The organism is Bradyrhizobium xenonodulans (genome assembly GCF_027594865.1).
Classification (GTDB): Bacteria; Pseudomonadota; Alphaproteobacteria; order Rhizobiales; family Xanthobacteraceae; genus Bradyrhizobium; species Bradyrhizobium xenonodulans.
This window is the reverse complement of sequence record NZ_CP089391.1, coordinates 4,912,609-4,930,907: the sequence shown is the minus strand read 5'-3', so window position 1 is coordinate 4,930,907 and position 18,299 is coordinate 4,912,609. Positions and strand designations below refer to the sequence as shown.

Annotated in this window: 20 protein-coding genes and 1 tRNA gene; 17 read left to right on the top strand and 4 right to left on the bottom strand. The window is 64.6% G+C overall.

The window, feature by feature from the left end:
• Nucleotides 1-8: 8 nt before the first annotated feature.
• Entirely contained in the window at nucleotides 9-389 is a 381-nt protein-coding gene (locus I3J27_RS23445; protein WP_270160760.1) for a YciI family protein, read from the bottom strand.
• A gap of 203 nt (nucleotides 390-592) precedes the next feature.
• Between I3J27_RS23445 and I3J27_RS23440 the strand changes: the two genes are divergently transcribed.
• From I3J27_RS23440 to fcl, 5 genes are all read left to right on the top strand, one after another.
• Entirely contained in the window at nucleotides 593-772 is a 180-nt protein-coding gene (locus I3J27_RS23440; RefSeq protein WP_270160759.1) for a hypothetical protein, read from the top strand.
• A gap of 28 nt (nucleotides 773-800) precedes the next feature.
• Nucleotides 801-1,004, top strand: a complete 204-nt coding sequence (locus tag I3J27_RS23435; RefSeq protein WP_270160758.1) for a hypothetical protein — start codon at nucleotides 801-803, stop codon at nucleotides 1,002-1,004.
• Between the two features lie 362 nt (nucleotides 1,005-1,366).
• A tRNA-Gly gene (locus tag I3J27_RS23430) sits at nucleotides 1,367-1,440 on the top strand.
• Nucleotides 1,441-1,567: 127 nt separating this feature from the next.
• Nucleotides 1,568-2,638, top strand: a complete 1,071-nt coding sequence (gmd, locus tag I3J27_RS23425) for a GDP-mannose 4,6-dehydratase (RefSeq protein WP_270160757.1) — start codon at nucleotides 1,568-1,570, stop codon at nucleotides 2,636-2,638.
• Nucleotides 2,619-3,575 carry a GDP-L-fucose synthase gene (fcl, locus tag I3J27_RS23420; protein ID WP_270160756.1) on the top strand — a complete coding sequence of 319 codons (957 nt, stop codon included), beginning with the start codon at nucleotides 2,619-2,621 and terminating at the stop codon, nucleotides 3,573-3,575. Before gmd ends, fcl begins: the two co-directional genes overlap by 20 nt.
• A gap of 12 nt (nucleotides 3,576-3,587) precedes the next feature.
• On the opposite strand, the gene I3J27_RS23415 is transcribed toward fcl, so the two are convergent.
• Together I3J27_RS23415 and I3J27_RS23410 are read right to left on the bottom strand one after the other, a co-directional pair.
• Complete coding sequence (locus I3J27_RS23415; protein WP_270160755.1) at nucleotides 3,588-4,523, bottom strand: diacylglycerol kinase catalytic domain-containing protein; 936 nt, start codon at nucleotides 4,521-4,523, stop codon at nucleotides 3,588-3,590.
• A complete protein-coding gene (locus I3J27_RS23410; protein ID WP_270160754.1) occupies nucleotides 4,507-5,553 on the bottom strand; it encodes an SPFH domain-containing protein in 1,047 nt (348 codons plus the stop codon). The genes I3J27_RS23415 and I3J27_RS23410 overlap by 17 nt, the downstream gene beginning before the upstream one ends.
• Nucleotides 5,554-5,645: 92 nt before the next feature.
• Between I3J27_RS23410 and I3J27_RS23405 the strand changes: the two genes are divergently transcribed.
• The 11 genes from I3J27_RS23405 to I3J27_RS23355 all read left to right on the top strand — a co-directional run bounded on the left by I3J27_RS23405 (nucleotide 5,646) and on the right by I3J27_RS23355 (nucleotide 15,952).
• The gene (locus I3J27_RS23405; RefSeq protein ID WP_270160753.1) at nucleotides 5,646-6,380 is read left to right on the top strand and encodes an NUDIX hydrolase; all 735 of its coding nucleotides are present in this window, start codon (nucleotides 5,646-5,648) and stop codon (nucleotides 6,378-6,380) included.
• Nucleotides 6,381-6,487: 107 nt separating this feature from the next.
• Nucleotides 6,488-6,940, top strand: coding sequence for a DUF2231 domain-containing protein (locus I3J27_RS23400; RefSeq protein ID WP_270160752.1), 453 nt, complete (start codon nucleotides 6,488-6,490; stop codon nucleotides 6,938-6,940).
• Nucleotides 6,937-8,271, top strand: a complete 1,335-nt coding sequence (locus I3J27_RS23395) for a PQQ-dependent sugar dehydrogenase (RefSeq protein WP_270160751.1) — start codon at nucleotides 6,937-6,939, stop codon at nucleotides 8,269-8,271. The genes I3J27_RS23400 and I3J27_RS23395 overlap by 4 nt, the downstream gene beginning before the upstream one ends.
• 53 nt (nucleotides 8,272-8,324) lie before the next feature.
• Nucleotides 8,325-8,528 (top strand): hypothetical protein, encoded by a 204-nt coding sequence (locus I3J27_RS23390; protein WP_270160750.1) that lies wholly within the window; start codon nucleotides 8,325-8,327, stop codon nucleotides 8,526-8,528.
• Between the two features lie 505 nt (nucleotides 8,529-9,033).
• The gene (locus I3J27_RS23385; protein ID WP_270160749.1) at nucleotides 9,034-10,422 is read left to right on the top strand and encodes an MFS transporter; all 1,389 of its coding nucleotides are present in this window, start codon (nucleotides 9,034-9,036) and stop codon (nucleotides 10,420-10,422) included.
• 121 nt (nucleotides 10,423-10,543) lie between these two features.
• Nucleotides 10,544-11,371, top strand: coding sequence for a 3-oxoadipate:acetyl-CoA acetyltransferase (locus I3J27_RS23380; RefSeq protein ID WP_270160748.1), 828 nt, complete (start codon nucleotides 10,544-10,546; stop codon nucleotides 11,369-11,371).
• A 130-nt stretch (nucleotides 11,372-11,501) separates the two neighbouring features.
• The gene (locus tag I3J27_RS23375; protein WP_270160747.1) at nucleotides 11,502-12,707 is read left to right on the top strand and encodes an MFS transporter; all 1,206 of its coding nucleotides are present in this window, start codon (nucleotides 11,502-11,504) and stop codon (nucleotides 12,705-12,707) included.
• 186 nt (nucleotides 12,708-12,893) lie between these two features.
• Nucleotides 12,894-14,123, top strand: coding sequence for a CaiB/BaiF CoA transferase family protein (locus I3J27_RS23370; protein ID WP_270160746.1), 1,230 nt, complete (start codon nucleotides 12,894-12,896; stop codon nucleotides 14,121-14,123).
• Between the two features lie 91 nt (nucleotides 14,124-14,214).
• Nucleotides 14,215-15,099 carry a beta-keto acid cleavage family enzyme gene (locus I3J27_RS23365; protein WP_270160745.1) on the top strand — a complete coding sequence of 295 codons (885 nt, stop codon included), beginning with the start codon at nucleotides 14,215-14,217 and terminating at the stop codon, nucleotides 15,097-15,099.
• Nucleotides 15,100-15,245: 146 nt separating this feature from the next.
• Nucleotides 15,246-15,461 (top strand): hypothetical protein, encoded by a 216-nt coding sequence (locus I3J27_RS23360; protein ID WP_008141655.1) that lies wholly within the window; start codon nucleotides 15,246-15,248, stop codon nucleotides 15,459-15,461.
• 98 nt (nucleotides 15,462-15,559) lie between these two features.
• Nucleotides 15,560-15,952 (top strand): RidA family protein, encoded by a 393-nt coding sequence (locus I3J27_RS23355; protein WP_270160744.1) that lies wholly within the window; start codon nucleotides 15,560-15,562, stop codon nucleotides 15,950-15,952.
• A 188-nt stretch (nucleotides 15,953-16,140) separates the two neighbouring features.
• Here the strand turns inward: I3J27_RS23355 and I3J27_RS23350 are convergent, their stop codons facing one another.
• Nucleotides 16,141-16,803: a TetR/AcrR family transcriptional regulator gene (locus tag I3J27_RS23350; protein ID WP_270160743.1), complete on the bottom strand. Its 663-nt coding sequence runs from the start codon at nucleotides 16,801-16,803 to the stop codon at nucleotides 16,141-16,143.
• Nucleotides 16,804-17,020: 217 nt separating this feature from the next.
• Between I3J27_RS23350 and I3J27_RS23345 the strand changes: the two genes are divergently transcribed.
• Nucleotides 17,021-18,256, top strand: a complete 1,236-nt coding sequence (locus tag I3J27_RS23345) for an acyl-CoA dehydrogenase family protein (protein ID WP_270160742.1) — start codon at nucleotides 17,021-17,023, stop codon at nucleotides 18,254-18,256.
• The last annotated feature ends 43 nt before the right edge of the window (nucleotides 18,257-18,299 follow it).

Sequence of the window (18,299 nt, the reverse complement as noted above, 5' to 3'; positions counted from 1 at the left end):
GCGCCAGCTCACGCTTTTGTCGCGCCGAACCCGTCGGCCGGCACGTAAAGCTTGACCGGGCGGATTTCGTAGACCGCCGTCGGATTGACCTGGCGCAGCTTCCGCGCCGCCGCGATCGCCTCATCCTCGGTGTCGCATTCCATGAGGTGGAAGCCCAGAAGCTGCTCCTTGGTCTCGGCAAACGGGCCGTCCAGCACCATGCCCGCGCCGGGGCCGCGCAGGGTGCGGGCCTTTCGGGTCTCATCCAGACGGGCGGCCGGCCCAAACTGACCACTTGCCCTCAAGGGCGCCTGTACCTCGATGACTTTGGCCACGACCGCGGCGTCCTGCTCCGGCGTCCAGGACAGGACCTCGTCTTCCACATGGTAGGCCAGGATAGCGTAGAGCATCGTCACCTCGTTGATTTGCTGCGCGCGCCCCCAAGGACGTATCACCCCCGTCGTTTCCGACAATGGCTGAGCGCCAATTATTGCGTTGCGTGGATCTCGACGAAACCGTCCTGAAACCCGATTGCCGCTCGGACGTGTGAACGCCGGCTGAAACCGGCGCGACTGATGGCCACCAAGAACACTCAAGCAATTCGGAGGCGGCCATGTCGACCATCAAGATCATCTGCGACGCGCGTCGGGCGGCAAAGCCGGAAGCTGCGGACTTGCATGACCAGTCCGGCCATCACCGCTATTACGGCAGCTCGGTCGAGAACGGCGGCGAGCGCATCGTCGAGAGCCGCCGCGGCAAGCGGCCGCGCGCACTGAATGTCTGCGGCTTCTGAAGCCCTCGTACCGGAATGACGCGCGACAATGAGTGTCCTGCAAGTTTTGATCGCGGCGATGCCGTTCCTGCTGTCGCTCGCGAGCCGGTCCGGCAAGGCGATCGCGCCGTGCCTGTGCGCGAGCATCTTCACCGTGCTGCTCGGTGATGAGCCGCCCCGCGCCGCCATGGCCTGGTGCGTCGGGCTTCTGATCGCCGCCGTCGCCGTCCGCGAGCGGCTTCGGGCGATTTGAGCCGGCGGACCTCGCCCAATCAGGACAATTCCCAAAAGAAAAGGCGCGGCGGGGAAAACCCCGTCGCGCCCGATTTCTTGCTCGCTGGTCCAGGGCTGAGAGCGCCCCGATGCCAAGCCTCACTTAAAAGCCTAGCGGGCGATCCCAGCGAGGTGACAGCGCTTGGTAAAAGACACTGGATCACCTCCTTTCGTTGGTTGCGGAAGACATCAATATAGGCCGAGCGGCCGCCGCTGTTAAGGGGCGGCGGGGAGTCGGGAACCGAAGCTGTTCGTAACGCCGTAAAGCAGGCCGAAAAGCCGCAAGATGCTGCCTCTGAGGCAGTTGAGACCGCCGCCCGGCCGTGTTAGGGAGCCCGTAGCGCGGGTGTAGCTCAATGGTAGAGCAGCAGCCTTCCAAGCTGAATACGAGGGTTCGATTCCCTTCACCCGCTCCAGACCCTCGATTGCTCCTCCCCGCAAGTTGACCCCGGCGGCCATTCTGTCAAGAAGGGCATTGCATCGACTGCTGCCAGGAATGCGCGGACTGCCCGCGTCGAGCGGTCACCGGGAGCTGGAGCATAAATGGCTGAGCGGATCGCTCTCATCACCGGCGTGACCGGCCAGGACGGCGCCTATCTCGCCGAACACCTGCTGTCGCTGGGCTATGTCGTGCACGGCATCAAGCGGCGCTCGTCCTCGTTCAACACCGCGCGGGTCGATCATCTCTACCAGGACCCGCATGTCGGCAACGTGCCGTTCCTGATGCATTACGGCGACATGACGGATTCGACCAATCTGATCCGCTTGGTGCAGCAGATCCGGCCGACCGAGATCTACAATCTCGCCGCCCAGAGCCACGTCGCCGTCAGCTTCGAGAGCCCGGAATACACCGCGAATGCCGACGCGATCGGCGTGCTGCGCCTGCTGGAGGCGATCCGCATCCTCGGCATGGAGAAGCGGACGCGGTTCTACCAGGCCTCGACCTCGGAGCTCTACGGCCTCGTGCAGGAGATCCCGCAGAAGGAGACGACGCCGTTCTATCCGCGCTCGCCCTACGGCGTCGCCAAGCTCTACGGCTACTGGATCACGGTGAACTACCGCGAAGCCTACGGCATGTTCGCGGCCAACGGCATCCTGTTCAACCACGAGAGCCCGATCCGCGGCGAGACTTTTGTGACCCGCAAGATCACCCGCAGCGTGTCGCGGATCGAGGTCGGGCTCGAGGAGACGCTCTATCTCGGCAATCTCGAAGCCAAGCGCGACTGGGGCCATGCGCGCGACTATGTCGAGGGCATGCACCTGATCCTCCAGGCCGACAAGCCCGACGACTTCGTGCTCGCCACTGGCGAGACGCGCTCGGTGCGCGAGATGGTCGAGCTGTCGTTCGCGCATGTCGGCCGCCGCATCGCTTGGCGCGGCAAGGGCGTCGAGGAGACCGGCATCGACGAGGCGAGCGGCAAGACATTGGTGAAGATCGATCCGACTTATTTTCGCCCGACCGAGGTCGATCTCCTCATTGGCGATGCCAGCAAGGCGCGCGAGGTGCTCGGCTGGAAGCCGAAGCGGAGCTTTGCGGAGCTGGTCGCGGAGATGATGGCGAGTGATCTGGCCGAGGCAAAGCGGGACGCCGGCCGTGGCCAACGCAGCGTTTGAGCTGAAGGGCAGAAGCGTCTACGTCGCCGGCCATCGCGGCATGGTCGGCAGTGCGCTCGTGCGCCGGCTGGCGCAAGAGGACGTGCAACTCGTCACCGTCGACCGGCGCGAGGTCGATCTCTGCAACCAGGCCGCCGTGTTCGACTGGTTCGCCAAGACACGTCCGCAGGTGATCTTCCTCGCCGCGGCCAAGGTCGGCGGCATCGTCGCCAACAACACGCTGCGCGCCGAGTTCATCTACGACAACATCGCGATCGCCGCGAACGTGATCCAGGCCGCGCATCAGAACGGCGCCGAGAAGCTGATGTTTTTGGGCTCGTCCTGCATCTATCCGAAGCTGGCGCCGCAGCCGCTGCGCGAGGACTCGGTCTTGACCGGCCCCCTGGAGCCGACCAACGAGCCCTATGCCATTGCAAAAATCGCCGGCATCAAGATGGTGGAAGCCTATCGCAGCCAGTACGGATGCGACTTCATCAGCGTGATGCCGACCAATCTCTATGGCCCCGGCGACAATTATCACCCTGAATTGAGCCACGTCGTCGCCGCGCTGATCCGGCGCTTCCACGAGGCGAAGGTTGCGGGCGCGAAAAGCGTCGTCGTGTGGGGCACCGGCACGCCGCGGCGCGAGTTCCTTTATGTCGACGACATGGCGGATGCCTGCGTGCACCTGATGAAGACCTATTCCGGTTCGGAGCTGATCAACATCGGCACCGGCGAGGATATCACCATCGCCGGGTTCGCGCACATTGTCGCCGAGATCGTCGGCTACAGCGGCGAGATCAGTTTCGATGCCTCGCGTCCCGATGGCACGCCGCGCAAGCTGCTCGACGTCAGCCGTCTCGCCAAGCTCGGCTGGCACGCGACGACGTCGCTCGAGGATGGCTTGAGGCGCGCGTATGAAGCCTATCTGACCAGCGTGCCTGTCGCTGTGCGATAGAATAGTTGAGTCTCACACAATCAGCCGGCCCTGCCGTTCGGCGATGCCGATCTCGACCTCGGTCCCTGCATTGAAATCGAGCCGGTCGGCCTCGATGCCGTCGCTGAAGATGACGCCGTTCTCCGGCATCAGCGAGCGCACGCGGAGCGCTTCGGACGACGCCAGCCGGCCGCAGATGAGGCTGGTCTGCGAATTCCGGCTGGGGAAGGGCTCGCGCACGGCGAAGCGAAGTTCGTGGGCGTCCCAGGCAAGCGCGTTGTAAGTGCCCGGCTCGGCCGGGTGGCCGAATTCACCTGCGATCGCCACCGAGCCGGTGACGATGCTCTTGAACCAGGCGGTCGAGCCCAGCCCCGTGGACACGATGAGGCCGCTCGACGACTGTCGCTCCGTCGCGCCGCCGGCCGCGATCTCGTACATCGCGGACACATGGGTTCGCGCACCGACGAAGAGGTCGTTGACGGCATGCAGGACCTGGCCATCGGTGAGCCGGGCGCGCGCCATTGTCACGGCCCGGCTCGCGCGCTTCTCGGCCGCGATGTCGGGCAGGAGCTTTGCAAGATCACGCGGCGCGAAGGGGAGAAGGACACCGTCGTGCCGCGTGGGGTCGGGGTTGAGCCCGATCAGCGGATGGCCGTCGAGATACTTCATCGTGTTGGCGACGACGCCGTCCTGCCCGAGCGCGACCACGATGTCGGAGGGTGCGAAGATGAAATTCGGCAGGAAGCTGCGTTCGATCGCCTGATAGCGTCCCCATTGCTCCAGCACCTGCAAGGTCAGGCGCCGCTGCGCGTGGTAGACCTCGTGCTCGCGCTCATAGTCGGAGAAGTCGGCGCCGAGATGCTCGACATAGAAGCGAGCCTGCGCCGCGGTGAGGTACCGCGCGACCAGGTCCTCGAGCCTGGTCTTGCGCGTCACCAGCACGATCTTGCGGTCATTGGCGGCGGGCATTGCCGACCTCCGGGGCCTTGGGGCGCTCCATCAACTGGCTGAGCAGATCCGGCGAGACGTTGAGCTGGCCGATCTTCTCGGCCTTCTCCGCAATGCCGGTGAAGGCCTGCGCGATCAGCTGGCCCGGCTGCATGCCGGCGGCAGCCAGCGCCTGGATCACGCGGGTGTCGACGCCTTCGAAGATCTTCATCAACGCGCCGACGCGGTACGCCTCGGCGTCCGCCAGCGTCCTCGTATTCTCGGCGTTGAGGCCGACGAAGTCCTTCCGCTTGGCCTCGAGCCCGATGTCCGCGACCATGCCGGCCTGCCGCAGCTCGTGCCGCTTGGCGGCGACGCTGGCCTCCGCGTCCATCTGCGTCTCGCGGATCGACCGCTTCTTCTGCTCGACCGCAATCTCGGTGTCGAGCTCGCTCTCGCGAATGGAGCGTTCCTGCTCGACCGCGAAATTGCGCCGGGCGAAGATCGCTTCGTCGGCATTCTTCAGGATCGCTTCGCGCGCCTCCGCTTCGAGCGCCTTCGCGGTGTCCGGCGTCGGCTTGATGCCGCGAATGGAGACGCCGAGGATTTCGAGGCCGAGGGCCGCGACATCGGCGCGCGCCTGCAAGCCGGTCGCGATCACCTCGGCAATGCGGTCGGACGCCTGCAGCGCCTCCTTCAGCGTCAGCTCCTTCACGGTCTGCTGGGTCAGCACCTCGACGGCGGCGAGGATGCGCTGCGGCAGCTTCTCGGGATCGTCGGTCTCATAGGTCTTGCCATCGGATTTCAGCGTGAAGTCGAGCATCGTGGAGGCCTTCTTCGGCTCGCTGATGCGATAGGTGACATGCCCCTGCACCGTGAGGGTCTGAAAGTCGCGCGCGATCTGCTCGAAGATGAAGGGAGCGTCGCGGCTTCCGATGGGAATGGCGACCAGGGTGGTGACCGGCGCATAATAAAGCGCGGACAGGCCGGCTCCCTCGGCGATGACGGCGCCGGCGCGATACTTCATCAGGTAGGTGGTGGGCTGGGCCTTGATGAATTTGATCCCGAACATGGTCTTTCCTCATAAGTGAGTCAGAGCAACTAAGTAAGTTGCACTGTACAACTAAGTGGGCTACTGTCAAGGCCTCGAACGGGGAGGCGGTCATGGCAGGCAGGAACGAGACCAAAGGCGTTGACGTATCGGGACAATTGGACTTCCCGCGGCCGCTGACGACGGTCGACGTCGTCATCTTCGCCATCCGCGCCGACAACCTCCATGTCCTGCTGGTGCAGCGGCCCGCGATCGACAGCGAGCCGTTTCCCCGGAGTTGGGCGCTGCCCGGCGGTTTCGTCGACATTGCCCGCGACCGCACGCTCCAGGCCTGCGCCGCGCGCAAGCTGAAGGAGAAAACCGGCGTCACAGCGCCGTATCTGGAGCAGCTTGGGAGTTGGGGCAGTGCCTCCCGCGATCCGCGCGGCTGGTCGGCGACCCACGCCTATTTCGCATTGATGCCGGAAGCGGCGGTCGCGAAATTGCCCGCGTCCGACGCGCAATGGTTTGCCGTTGCCGGGGATGCGGTCCAGCCGAAGCTCGCGTTCGACCACGGCGAGATCCTCGGCACCGCGATCCGCCGCCTGCGCAACAAGGTCGAATACACCTCGCTGCCGGCCTATCTGATGCCGCCGGAATTCACGCTGCCCGACCTGCAACGCGTCTACGAGATCGTGCTCGATCGCCCGTTGGAGAAGAGCGCGTTCCGTACCCGTATCCTCGCCGCCGACATGATCGAGCCGGCCGCCGGGATGCGGCGTGGGCCCAACCGGCCGGCTCAGCTTTACCGTCTGAAGACGGGCAGGGAGCCCGTGTATTTCGCGCGGACGTTCAACCCGCCGGAGTGAGTGCAGTCGCAAGCCGGATCCGGTTGCATCACCCTCATGTTCTAGGAACCATCGTTCCCAGCACGAGTTGGCCGATCGGGTGGGCAAAACATCACACGAGGCCAATCGTGCAGGAAGCCGTGCGCGTGCGTTCCACCGCGCAAATTGCGGGCCATCCGCTTCATCCGATGCTGGTGCCGATCCCGATCGCGTGCTTCATCGGAGCGCTGCTGACCGACATTGCCTATGTCGTCAGTGCCGAGATCATGTGGTCGAATTTCTCCGCCTGGCTTCTGGTCGTCGGCGTCATCTTCGGCGTGCTGGCGGCGATCGCGGGCCTGACCGATTTCATCGGCAACCGCCTGGTGCGGGCGCAGGCGCCAGCCTGGCCGCATCTGATCGGCAACGCCGTGGCGCTGATCCTGGCGATCGTCAATGCGCTGATCCACACGCGTGATGCCTGGACCTCGGTGTGGCCGACCGGGCTCATTCTGTCAGTGATCACCGTGCTGATCCTGCCGGTCACAGGCTGGCTCGGCTGGGCCTTGGTGTACCGCCACCGTGTGGGAGTTGCGCGATGAAGTCCTTGCTTGTCCGCGCGTTGCTGTGCTCTGCGCTTCTGTGTCTTGCCGGTTGCGGTGACGGCAGCGGCGATCCGAAGGCGCAGATCGGCGCCAATCCAAAGCTGCCCGACATCCAGCAATATTGGCTGCCGCCGATGCACATCGCGCGGATCGTCGGCTGGAAGAAGGACGAGACGCCGACGGTTGCGCAGGGGCTGCAAGCCAAGGCCTTTGCGACCGGCTTGCAGCATCCGCGCTTCCTCTACGTGCTTCCCAATGGCGACGTGCTGGTGGTGGAATCCAAGGCGCCGAAGGGCGCCCCGATCAAGCGGCCCAAGGAAATCGTGATGGGCTACATCGAGTCCTGGGCGACCTCCGGCGGCGAGACCGGCGAGAGCAATCGCATCACCCTGCTGCGTGACAGCAATGGCGACGGCGTTCCGGATACGCAAAGCGTCTTCCTCGACCATCTCAACTCGCCGTTCGGCGTCGCGCTGGTCGGCAACGACCTCTATGTCGCCAACACCGATGCGATCGTGAAATATCCCTACACCGAGGGCGATACCAAGATCACCGCGCCGGGCACGGTGCTGACGCCGCTGCCGGGCGGGCCGATCGATCATCACTGGACCAAGAGCCTGGTCGCGAGCCCCGACGGTTCGAAGCTCTATGCCGGCGTCGGCTCCAACAGCAACATCACCGAGAACGGCCTGGAGGCCGAGCACAATCGCGCCGCGATCCTCGAGATCGACCGCGCCAGCGGCCGCTGGCGCATTTTTGCAAGCGGCCTGCGCAATCCCAATGGCCTCAGCTTCGAGCCGCAGACCGGCGCGCTGTGGACGGTCGTGAACGAGCGCGACGAACTCGGCCCCGACCTCGTCCCCGACTACATGACGTCGGTGAAGGACGGCGGCTTCTATGGCTGGCCCTACAGCTATTACGGCCAGCACGTCGATCCCCGCGTCAAGCCGGAGCGGCCCGACCTCGTCGCCAAGGCGATCGTGCCCGACTATGCGCTGAGCTCGCATGTCGCGCCGCTCGGAATGGTTTTCAACACCAGCACGAGTCTGCCGGCCGCTTATCGCGGCGGCGCCTTTGTCGGCGAGCACGGCAGCTGGAACAGGCAGGTGCTGAACGGCTACAAAGTCGTGTACGTGCCGTTCACGGACGGCAAGCCGAGCGGGCCGGCGCAGGACGTCGTCACCGGCTTCCTCAACAGCGACAACCATGCGCGCGGCCGTCCCGTCGGCGTCGCCATTGACAAGACCGGGGCGCTGCTGGTCGCCGACGACAGCGGCAACACCGTGTGGCGCGTCACCGCGGCGCATCCGCAGCTGACGCAACGTTGAGCGCGGTGCCGCGTTGAGAGTCCAGACGATCTTGAACGCCAGGGAGTAGGACGATGGGTCTCGCTCAATACGCTATCGTGCCGGTGCAGGACGAATGGGGCGTGCTGCATGACGGTGACGTCAAGAGCAAATACGCCACCAAGGAAGCCGCATTCGAATCGGCGGTCGCCGCTGCATCACTGGCCCTTCGCGAGGGACATGAAGTCCATGTCAGCGTGCCCGGCCGCGAAGCGGGTGAGAACGCGCTCGGAATCTAGCTTCCGTGCGACCTGACCAAGGTCAGGATCTTACGATCGCCGCCCGGCGCAATCGGCCGCACGCGCTGAGGCGTGGCGGCCGGAACGATTCCTACTGTGGCGCTAGCCTATCGCGGCGCGCGAACGACCGGGTGAGGACGACGCTGGACCTCGCTCGAAATTCACCGTCGTACAATCTCAACATTCAGGTTGACGTATCAGCATCCAGGGGCAGCCGAGGGCGCGGTCGCAGACTGAACGACCGGGCGAAGCGCAAGGCGAGTGACGTTGAAGAAGGCGCTTCGAGCGACTTCAAACGTCAACCGCGTAAAATAACATCATGTTAGGTTTATCGCATAACTGGGTAATTGTGTTAGCCCGGCGATAGCCTATTGTCGCGACCAATCAGACACCGATCGGCAGTGACAAGCGCTCGCGGACGTCCGCAGAGCGTCGGGAAAGTGCTGCCCGATTTCTCCAAGAAGCCCGTCAAAGGGACATCAGCAAAACAGGGAGGAATTTTGAGATGACCGCGACCCGCGACATGAGTCAATCTAGGAAGGCTGCTGCCAGCGGCTGGATCGGGTCGGCTCTCGAATATTATGACTTCTTCATCTACGCGACGGCCGCGTCGCTGATCTTCCCGCAGATATTCTTCCCGTCGGACAATCCCACCGTCGCGATCGTCGCATCGCTGGCAACCTACGGTGTCGGCTATGTGGCCCGGCCGATCGGCGCCTTCGTGCTCGGACATTGGGGCGACACCCATGGCCGCAAGACCGTTCTCATCGTCTGCATGTTCCTGATGGGCACCTCGACCATGGCGGTGGGACTCCTGCCGACCTATCAGCAGGTCGGCGTCCTCGCGCCGATCCTGCTCGTCATCCTGCGCCTCGTGCAGGGATTTGCCGTGGCCGGTGAGATCTCCGGCGCGAGTTCAATGATTCTGGAGCATGCGCCGTTCGGCCGCCGCGGCTTCTACGCCAGTTTCGCCCTTCAGGGTGTGCAGGCCGGGCAGATTCTCGCCGCCGCCGTCTTCCTGCCGCTGGCGGCGTACATGCCGACCGAGGCCTTCAACAGCTGGGGCTGGCGGATTCCCTTCCTGCTCAGCTTCTTCGTCATCGTCGCAGGCTATATCATTCGCCGCGAGGTCGACGAGACCCCTGCCTTTGCCCGCGAGGGCGAGCGGGGAGAGACGCCGCGGGCGCCCATCGTCGAGGCCATCAAGCTGAGCTGGCGCGACATGCTCAGGGTCATCTGCATGGCGCTGATGAACGTCATTCCGGTCGTTGCTACCATCTTCGGTGCGGCCTACGCGGTCCAGCCGGCCTATGGCATCGGCTTTGCCAAGGACGTCTATCTCTGGATCCCGGTGCTCGGAAACATGCTGGCCGTGTTCGTCATTCCCTTCGTCGGCAATCTCTCCGACAAGGTCGGCCGCAAGCCTCCGATCATCGTGGGCGCGCTGCTCTCCGGCTTGCTCGCCTTCCTCTATCTCTATGCCATCAGCATCAAGAACGTGCCGCTGGCGATCCTCGTGTCGCTCCTGATGTGGGGCGTCGTCTATCAGGGCTACAACGCGATCTTCCCGAGCTTTTACCCCGAGCTGTTTCCGACGCGCACGCGTGTCTCGGCGATGGCGATCTCGCAGAACATCGGAACGACCATCACCGCGTTGCTTCCTGCCTTGTTTGCGACTGTGGCGCCTCCAGGCTCAACCAACATTCCGCTGACGGTGGGGGCGATCGCCTTCGGCATCACGGTGATTGCGGCGCTTGCGGCCGTCACGGCCCGGGAAACCTATCGGGTCAGCATCGACGATCTCGGCAATCCCGAGGCCGTTCCGATGCCGCGGGCAGATTATGAGCGGCAGCGTGCGGACGCGGCGAGCGCCGCCGCCGCAGTTCGTGCCTGACAAGAATGGTAGGAGGCAATGCCGCTGCGATCGATGATGTTCGCAGCGGCAGGCTTCCCGGTATAGAGTGACCGCCGATTGAATCTTGTGCGCGTGAGCGCGATCATTATGAGGTTGCAGGATGAACCCTGTCGTCGTTGCCGTCGCCATCACGGGCTCCGTTCCGCGCAAGAAGGACAATCCGGCGGTGCCGATTCTGCCGTCCGAACAGATCGAGTCGACGCACAGGGCCTTCGAGGCCGGCGCCACGCTCGCGCATATCCATGTTCGAAACGATGACGAGACCCCGTCATCCGACCCGGAGCGCTTTGCCCTGGTGCAGGAGGGGATCAAAAAGCATTGTCCGGAAATGATCGTTCAATTCTCGACCGGCGGGCGGGGCCGCGATCCCTTGGCGCGGGGATCGTCGCTCTATCTGAAGCCCGACATGGCCTCGCTGTCGACGGGATCAGTGAACTTTCCGACCATCGTCTATGAGAACAGCGCCGCCCTGGTCGAGACCCTCGCGACAGGCATGAAGGCGAATGGCATCCGGCCTGAAATCGAGATCTTCGATCTGTCGCATCTGCATGGCGCCCGCCGCCTGATCGAGGCGGGGCTGATTGACGCGCGTCCGCACGTGCAGTTCGTCATGGGCGTCAAGAACGCGATGCCGGCCGACGAGCATGTTCTCGACATTCTCCTCGGAGAGCTGAGGCGGCTGATCCCGAAAGCGACGTGGACGGCGGCCGGAATCGGACGTCATCAGGCCGAGGTCATGGGCTGGGCGCTCGCGCGGGGTGCCGACGCGGTCCGCACCGGGCTCGAGGACAATATCAGGATCGACCAGACGCGCCTCGCCGCCAGCAATGCGGAGCTCGTGACCATCGCCGCCGAAGCTGTCGCGCGCCACGGCCGGCGCGTTGCGACCGCTTCCGAGGCGCGATCCCTGCTCGGGATCGCGGTGTAGGAGCTGCTGCCTCCTGCTGACATGCTCCCGGCTGCCTTCTGCCATTCGGCGGCGAGCGTTCCGCTGCGCCAAAACTCCCGCTATGACGGGTCTGTGCGCAGGCATGAAGCTGGGGCAGGCGACGATCGGAATGCGGTTCTTGAAATCTGACGGCAGGCTGATCGGGGTCCTGCTGGTGCTCGCGGTCACCCAATTGATCGGGTGGGGGACAATCGGCCTTCCGCCCATCGTCGGGCGCGATCTCGCCGCCGATCTCGGCATGAGCCTGCCGATGGTGTTTGCCGGCACCTCGGTGCTTTACGTCTCGATGGGGCTGTGTGCACCCTGGCTCGCCAAATCCTTTGCACGGCATGGGGCGCGAAACGTGATGATGGCGGGCACGGTCATCGCCATCCCCGGTTACATTCTGCTGTCCTTCGCCCGCGAGCCAATCCTCTATTTCACCGCCTGGATCGTGCTCGGCCTGGCCGGCAGCGCCACGCTCTCGACCGGCGCCTATATCATGCTGAACGAAGTCGCCGGTCGCTGGGCCAAGAACGCCATCGGCGGGCTCATGCTGGTGACGGGGCTGTCCGGCAGCATCTTCTGGCCGACCACGTCGTATCTGAGCGATCTGCTCGGCTGGCGCGGGACGTGCCTCGTCTATGCGGCGATGATGCTCGTCATCAACCTTCCGCTCTATGCATTCTTTGCCCCCCGCCGAAAAATCGCCAAGGACGATGGCCGAGAGGCGGTCAAGGCTGCGCCGCCGCCTGCGATTGCCAAGAGCACCTTCGGTCTTGTCGTCATCGCGATCACGCTCAACGCCTTCGTCAATTTCGGCGTCGGCGCCATCATGATCGAGCTGCTCCGCGCGGAAGGGCTGGCACCCGCCCAGGCGCTCGCGTTCGGCTCGATGCTCGGCGTGATCCAGGTCAGCGCCCGCGGGCTGGATTTCCTCGGCGGTGGGCGGTGGGACGGGATCACGACCGGGCTCGTCGCGGGCACGGCCTTGCCCGTGGCCATGTTGCTGTTGATGACAGGCGAGGGCGCGACCTGGGCGGTCGCCGTCTTCATCCTGCTCTACGGCGCCGGCAGCGGCGCGATGGCGGTGGCGCGGGCGACGATCCCGCTGGTGTTCTACGACCAGGCCGAGTTCGCCAAGGCGATGTCGATGATCGCGCTGCCGCTCAATCTGGCATCCGCGATCTCGCCGCCGCTCCTGGTCGGCCTGCTTACCCAGTTCGGCAGCCGCGGTGCGCTCGGCCTCACCTTCGTCTTCTCCTGCGCGACGGTGCTGATCCTGGTCTTGCTCGGCCGCCGTCGTCCGCAGACGGCGGCCGCCGCCGCGACTTGAGCTCACTAATATTCGCAGAGCGGAAATTGGTCCGCACGGGCGGCCTCCACCGCTGGGCAGGGATGGCCGTATGCCCCAGGTGCAGTGCTCGGATCGCCAAAATGGTGTATCCGCAGGGTGCGCGGCCCGCGATCTCGCCGCCGCGCCAAGATCAGCTCGAAGATCCAGTTCCCCGGAGGAAGCTACATGTCGGCCCTGCCGCTCTCAGGCATCAAGATCCTTGACCTCACCCGCGTGCTTGCCGGGCCGCTGTCGGCCCAGATGCTGGGCGACTTAGGTGCGGAGGTGATCAAGATCGAGCGGCCGGGCACCGGTGACGACGCGCGCGCCTTCGGGCCGCCTTACCTGACCGACCCTGAAGGCAAGGCGAACAACAACAACTCGTTCTACCTCTGCGCCAACCGCAACAAGAAGTCGGTCACCGTCAACATCGCCAAGCCCGAGGGGCAGGCGATCATCCGCGAACTCGCCAAGGACTGCGACGTCTTCATGGAGAACTACAAGGTCGGCGATCTCAAGCGCTACGGCCTCGACTACGAGACGATCAAGGCGATCAACCCGGGCATCATCTATTGCTCGGTGACCGGCTTCGGCCAGACCGGCCCTTACGCGCCGCGCGCCGGCTATGACGCCATCCTCCAGGCGATGGGCGGCCTGATGAGCGTCACCGGCCATATCGACGGCGAGCCCGGCGAGGGCCCGATGAAGGTCGGCCCGTCGATCGTCGACTACATGACCGGCATGAATACCTCGATCGGGATTCTCTCGGCGCTCTACCATCGCGACGTCAATCGCGGGCAGGGACAGCACATCGACGTTTGCCTGTTCGACACCGTCATCGCCTCGCTGTCGCACTGGTTGCAGATCTACCTCGTCAACGGCAAGACCCCGCCGCGCCGCGGCACCTGGGGCAATGGCGGCATGCCGGCCGGTGTGTTCCGCTGCACCGACGGCGAATTGATGCTGGTGGTCGGCAATGACGGCCAGTTCCAGCGCACCTGCGCCGTGCTCGGCGCGCCGGAGCTTGCCAGCGATCCGCGCTTCGTCAAGAACAACGACCGCGTCGTGCACGGCAAGGAGATCATGGCGATCTTCGCCGGCCTGTTCCTGAAGCAGCCGGTGGCCTACTGGCTGGACAAGCTGGAGGAGGCCGGCGTGCCGTCGGGGCCGATCAACAATTTCGAGCAGGTGTTTGCCGACCCGCACGTGCAGTCGCGTGGCATGCGGGTGAAGGTCGACCATCCGTTCCAGCCGGATCTGTCGCTGATCCGCAACGCGCTGACACTCTCGGGGACCCCGATCGAGACCTACCGCGCCCCGCCGCTGCTCGGCGAGCACACGCAGGAGGTGCTCGGCGGCAAGCTCGGCTATGATGCGGGCAAGATCGACGAGCTGAAGAAGCAGGGGATCATCTAGCGCGCTCTTACCCTCTGGAAGGGCCCTCCAGGGGAGGGTCAGGTAGATTTGCGCAAGGCCCTCGCGCCACAACGACACCGGGACAGCACGAATGACGACCACCGGCAAAACCATCATCACCTGCGCGATCACCGGCAATCTGACAAAACCCGAGCAGTCGCCGTATCTCCCGATCACGCCCGAGCAGATCGCGACCTCCGCGCTGGAGGCGGCCGAAGCCGGCGCCGCCATCGCGCATATCCATGTGCGCGATCCCGCCACGGGCCGCCCCTCGATGTCGATCGACCTCTACCGCGACGTGGTGGATCGCATCCGCGCCCGCAACAAGAGCCTCGTCATCAATCTCACCACCGGCCCCGGCGGGCGCTTCGTGCCCTCGATCGAGGATCCGCGCGTTGCCGGGCCCGGCACAACGCTCCTCCAGCCCGAAAAGCGCGTCGAGCATATCGAGCTGCTCAAGCCCGACATCTGCACGCTCGATCTCAACACCATGAATTCCGGCGGCGAGGTCGTGATCAACACGCCGCGCAACGTCCGCATCATGGCCGAGCGGATGAAGGCCGCCGGCGTGCTGCCGGAGATCGAGCTGTTCGATTCCGGCGACTGCCATCTGGCGCGCGACCTGTTCGCCGACGGCACCCTGAAGGGGCCGGGCCTGTTCTCGCTCGTGCTCGGGGTGAAGTACGGTTTCTCCGCGACGCCGGAGACGATGTTCTATGCCCGCAGCCTGCTGCCGCCGGGCGCGATCTGGTCCGGCTTCGGCATCGGCCGCGCCGAATTCCCGATGGTGGCGCAGGCTTGGCTGCTCGGCGGCCACGTCCGCGTCGGCATGGAGGACAATCTCTACATGTCCAAGGGTGTGCTGGCGAAGACCAATGCCGAGTTGGTCGCGCATGCTGCCAGCATTTTGAAGAGCCTGGGAGCGAGCGTTGCCACCGCAGCTGACGCGCGCGCGATGCTGGGGCTGGCACAATAGTTTGGTGGCAGTAGTGTGACGCCGGCGCGGCCTTACGCGAGGCTTGCGCGCAATCCCCAGATTAACCCGGTCCGTAATCGCACAGGCTTCCGCTTCGCGCGCGACTCAGATTCGATCTCTCCGCTTACATCCGGGAGGGAAGCGGAATGTCCTACACGATCGGGTTTCAGGCCAAGAACCAGAAGGCCGTTCTGGCAACTGAGGCCGCCACGGCCAACCAGGCCGTCGCCATCATTGCCGCGCTGCGGCAAAGCGCCGACGAGATCAAGTTCATCCGCTCGCCCCAGGAAGGCGACATGGGCATCGAGATGCTGCTGCTGCTCGCCAAGGAAGAGGCCGAGGAGATGCCGCAGCGGGCGTAACCCGCCCCCGCGACCACGGTTCGGTCGGAAGCGAAACATGCCGGCTGCAACATGATGTAGCAAGGCGCCACTCTCGCTCGAACCGAAGGTGGCCGCCCATGAAACGCGAAGCGCTCCGCGTCGAACCGATTTCGACATTCCTCGACCGCTGGAAGGCGCCGACCTCGCCGGTGACGCGCGCCGGCAACATGATCTTCGTTGCCGGCCTGCCGCCATTCGACCCGGAGACGGGCGAGCTTGCCGAGATGCCGATCGAGCGGCAGAGCGAGATCATCATGGAGCAGATGAAGCTGTGCCTTCAGACGGCCGGTGCATCGCTCGACAACGTCATGAAGTGCAACGTCTACTGCACCTCGACGAAACATTTCGCCGCCTTCAATGCAGTCTATGCGCGCTACTTCCCGGTCGATCCGCCGGCGCGGATCTTCGTCGTTACGCCCGAATGGTTCGGCCCCTTCGACGTCGAGATCGATTGCATCGCGATGATGTGAGGTGAATGGCTCTCCGGCTTCCCGGTGGCCATCCTTCGAGACGCCCGCTTCGCGGGCCCTCAGGATGAGGATCGAGTGCGGGGCTGCAGCTTCAACGGGCGAGATGCCGATTAGCCTCATCCTGAGGAGACCGCGAAGCGGTCGTCTCGAAGGACGAGGCGTGTGCTCGATACCATCAAGCTGGTTCGTCAGCGCGCCGCGACTCTCGCCGCCGCCTTGGCCTCTACCCGTCCCGCCGTCAGTGCCATCGTCGCCACGCTGACGACGCGCGCGACCACGTCCTCGACGTCGTCGAGATCGCATTTGCCTTCCGACAGCTTCGTCAGCCGCTCGCTTTCGCGGATGGTGTGGTGCGCCATGGCCAGCGCGAAGTTGAGGCCCCAATAGATGTCGACGTCGCTGCGGTCGGGCAGGGCGCGGCGCATTGCGCCGGCGAATTTGCGCAGATGGTCGATCTCGCGGTTCTTGATGCGGCGGATCGGCGGCACGGATTCGATCGAGGCGCGGATCATGAAGCGCGCCGCCGTGGAGCGCTGGTTCTCGGGACCGAGGCAGCCGCGCAAGGTCGGGCCGACCAGCGCGTGCAGGATCACCTCGATCGGCGCGCGGCCGCCGCCGTGCTCCTCCGCCGCCTTCAACTCGCGCAGGCGCTCGCGGTTCGTGGCGATCGAGCGGGTGACGAACAGCTCCGCGATGAGTTCGTCCTTCGAGCCGAAATGATAGTTCACCGCGGCCAGGTTGACATTGGCCGCCGCGACGATGTCGCGCAGCGTCACGTCGCCGAAGCCGCGATCGGCGTAGAGCCGTTCGGCGGCGGCGAGAATGGCAGACCTCGTATGATCGCTGGCCATGGACGCCCTCCGGGAGGGGAGTTGCATTTCAAACACTTGTATGAAACTATCGTTTGAAGGCCGGAGAATGTCAATCCGCAATCGAGACTCGTTCGCAACGCGCGGGTCTGGTTCCGAAGCGTCCGCCAGCTTGCGCATTCGCGCTTGCGGGTCACGCAGGGCGGGAGGACAGTCCGGCGCAAAACAGTTTCGCAAAGAGAGAGACGAGGAGCGTCCCATGGATTTCGATCTGTCGCCCAAGCAGAAGGAATGGCTCGACCGCGTGCGGTCCTTCATGGCCAAGCACGTGCGTCCGGCAGTGCCCGTTTATGACGAGCAGGATCGCACCGGCGAGCGCTGGAAGGTCATCCCGGTGCTGGAAGACCTCAAGAAGAAGGCGAAGGCCGAAGGTCTCTGGAACATGTTCATGCCGCCGAACGAGCATGAGGATGACGAATTCCGCGGCGCGGGATTGACCAATCTCGAATACGCGCTGCTCTCGGAAGAGATGGGCCGCATCACCTGGGCTTCGGAAGTGTTCAACTGTTCCGCGCCCGACACCGGCAACATGGAAGTGTTCATGCGCTACGGCTCCAAGGAGCAGAAGCGCAAATGGCTGCGTCCGCTGTTCGACGGCGAGATCCGCTCGGCCTTCCTGATGACGGAACCGGCGGTCGCCTCGTCCGACGCCACCAACATCGAGACCAGCATCAAGAAGGATGGCGACCACTACGTCATCAACGGCCGCAAATGGTGGTCGTCCGGCGTCGGCGATCCCCGCTGCAAGATTGCGATCCTGATGGGCAAGACCGATTTCAACGCGGCCAAGCATCAGCAGCAGTCGCAGATCCTGGTTCCGCTCGACACTCCCGGCATCAAGGTCGAGAAGATGTTGCCGGTGTTCGGCTTCGACGACGCGCCGCACGGCCACGCCCAGGTGCTGCTCGAGAACGTGCGCGTGCCCAAGGAGAACATCCTGTTAGGGGAGGGCCGCGGCTTCGAGATCGCGCAGGGCCGCCTTGGACCCGGCCGTATCCATCACTGCATGCGCACCATCGGCAAGGCCGAGGAAGCGCTGGAGAAGATGGTGAAGCGGCTCTCCTCGCGCACCGCCTTCGGCAAGAAGATCGTCGAGCACTCGGTGTGGGAGCAGCGCATTGGCGATGCCCGCACCAACATCGAGATGACGCGTCTGCTGTGCCTCAAGGCCGCCGACATGATGGACAAGGTCGGCAACAAGACCGCGCAGGCCGAGATCGCCATGATCAAGGTCGCCGCGCCCAACATGGCGCTGAAGATCATCGACGAGGCGATCCAGTCGTTTGGCGGCGCGGGCGTTTCCGACGATGCCGGCCTTGCCAAGGACTACGCCCACATCCGCACGCTGCGTCTCGCCGACGGTCCGGACGAGGTGCACAATCGCGCCATTGCAAGGCTCGAAGTTCGGAAGTATGCAAACTCTCCCAGTCACTAAAAGGGAGGGCCGCGCGGCGCTCCCGACTCAAAGAAACGACGGG

Excerpts from the sequence above, each read along its gene's own strand:
- gmd (WP_270160757.1), top strand. The coding sequence starts at position 1,568 with ATGGCTGAGCGGATCGCTCTCATCACCGGCGTGACCGGCCAGGACGGC.
- I3J27_RS23350 (WP_270160743.1), bottom strand. The coding sequence starts at position 16,803 with ATGGCCAGCGATCATACGAGGTCTGCCATTCTCGCCGCCGCCGAACGG.
- I3J27_RS23440 (WP_270160759.1), top strand. The coding sequence starts at position 593 with ATGTCGACCATCAAGATCATCTGCGACGCGCGTCGGGCGGCAAAGCCG.
- I3J27_RS23445 (WP_270160760.1), bottom strand. The coding sequence starts at position 389 with ATGCTCTACGCTATCCTGGCCTACCATGTGGAAGACGAGGTCCTGTCC.
- I3J27_RS23365 (WP_270160745.1), top strand. The coding sequence starts at position 14,215 with ATGACGACCACCGGCAAAACCATCATCACCTGCGCGATCACCGGCAAT.
- I3J27_RS23355 (WP_270160744.1), top strand. The coding sequence starts at position 15,560 with ATGAAACGCGAAGCGCTCCGCGTCGAACCGATTTCGACATTCCTCGAC.
- I3J27_RS23390 (WP_270160750.1), top strand. The coding sequence starts at position 8,325 with ATGGGTCTCGCTCAATACGCTATCGTGCCGGTGCAGGACGAATGGGGC.
- I3J27_RS23380 (WP_270160748.1), top strand. The coding sequence starts at position 10,544 with ATGAACCCTGTCGTCGTTGCCGTCGCCATCACGGGCTCCGTTCCGCGC.
- I3J27_RS23395 (WP_270160751.1), top strand. The coding sequence starts at position 6,937 with ATGAAGTCCTTGCTTGTCCGCGCGTTGCTGTGCTCTGCGCTTCTGTGT.
- I3J27_RS23385 (WP_270160749.1), top strand. The coding sequence starts at position 9,034 with ATGACCGCGACCCGCGACATGAGTCAATCTAGGAAGGCTGCTGCCAGC.
- I3J27_RS23415 (WP_270160755.1), bottom strand. The coding sequence starts at position 4,523 with ATGCCCGCCGCCAATGACCGCAAGATCGTGCTGGTGACGCGCAAGACC.
- I3J27_RS23435 (WP_270160758.1), top strand. The coding sequence starts at position 801 with ATGAGTGTCCTGCAAGTTTTGATCGCGGCGATGCCGTTCCTGCTGTCG.
- I3J27_RS23375 (WP_270160747.1), top strand. The coding sequence starts at position 11,502 with ATGCGGTTCTTGAAATCTGACGGCAGGCTGATCGGGGTCCTGCTGGTG.
- I3J27_RS23345 (WP_270160742.1), top strand. The coding sequence starts at position 17,021 with ATGGATTTCGATCTGTCGCCCAAGCAGAAGGAATGGCTCGACCGCGTG.
- I3J27_RS23405 (WP_270160753.1), top strand. The coding sequence starts at position 5,646 with ATGGCAGGCAGGAACGAGACCAAAGGCGTTGACGTATCGGGACAATTG.
- I3J27_RS23360 (WP_008141655.1), top strand. The coding sequence starts at position 15,246 with ATGTCCTACACGATCGGGTTTCAGGCCAAGAACCAGAAGGCCGTTCTG.
- I3J27_RS23410 (WP_270160754.1), bottom strand. The coding sequence starts at position 5,553 with ATGTTCGGGATCAAATTCATCAAGGCCCAGCCCACCACCTACCTGATG.
- I3J27_RS23370 (WP_270160746.1), top strand. The coding sequence starts at position 12,894 with ATGTCGGCCCTGCCGCTCTCAGGCATCAAGATCCTTGACCTCACCCGC.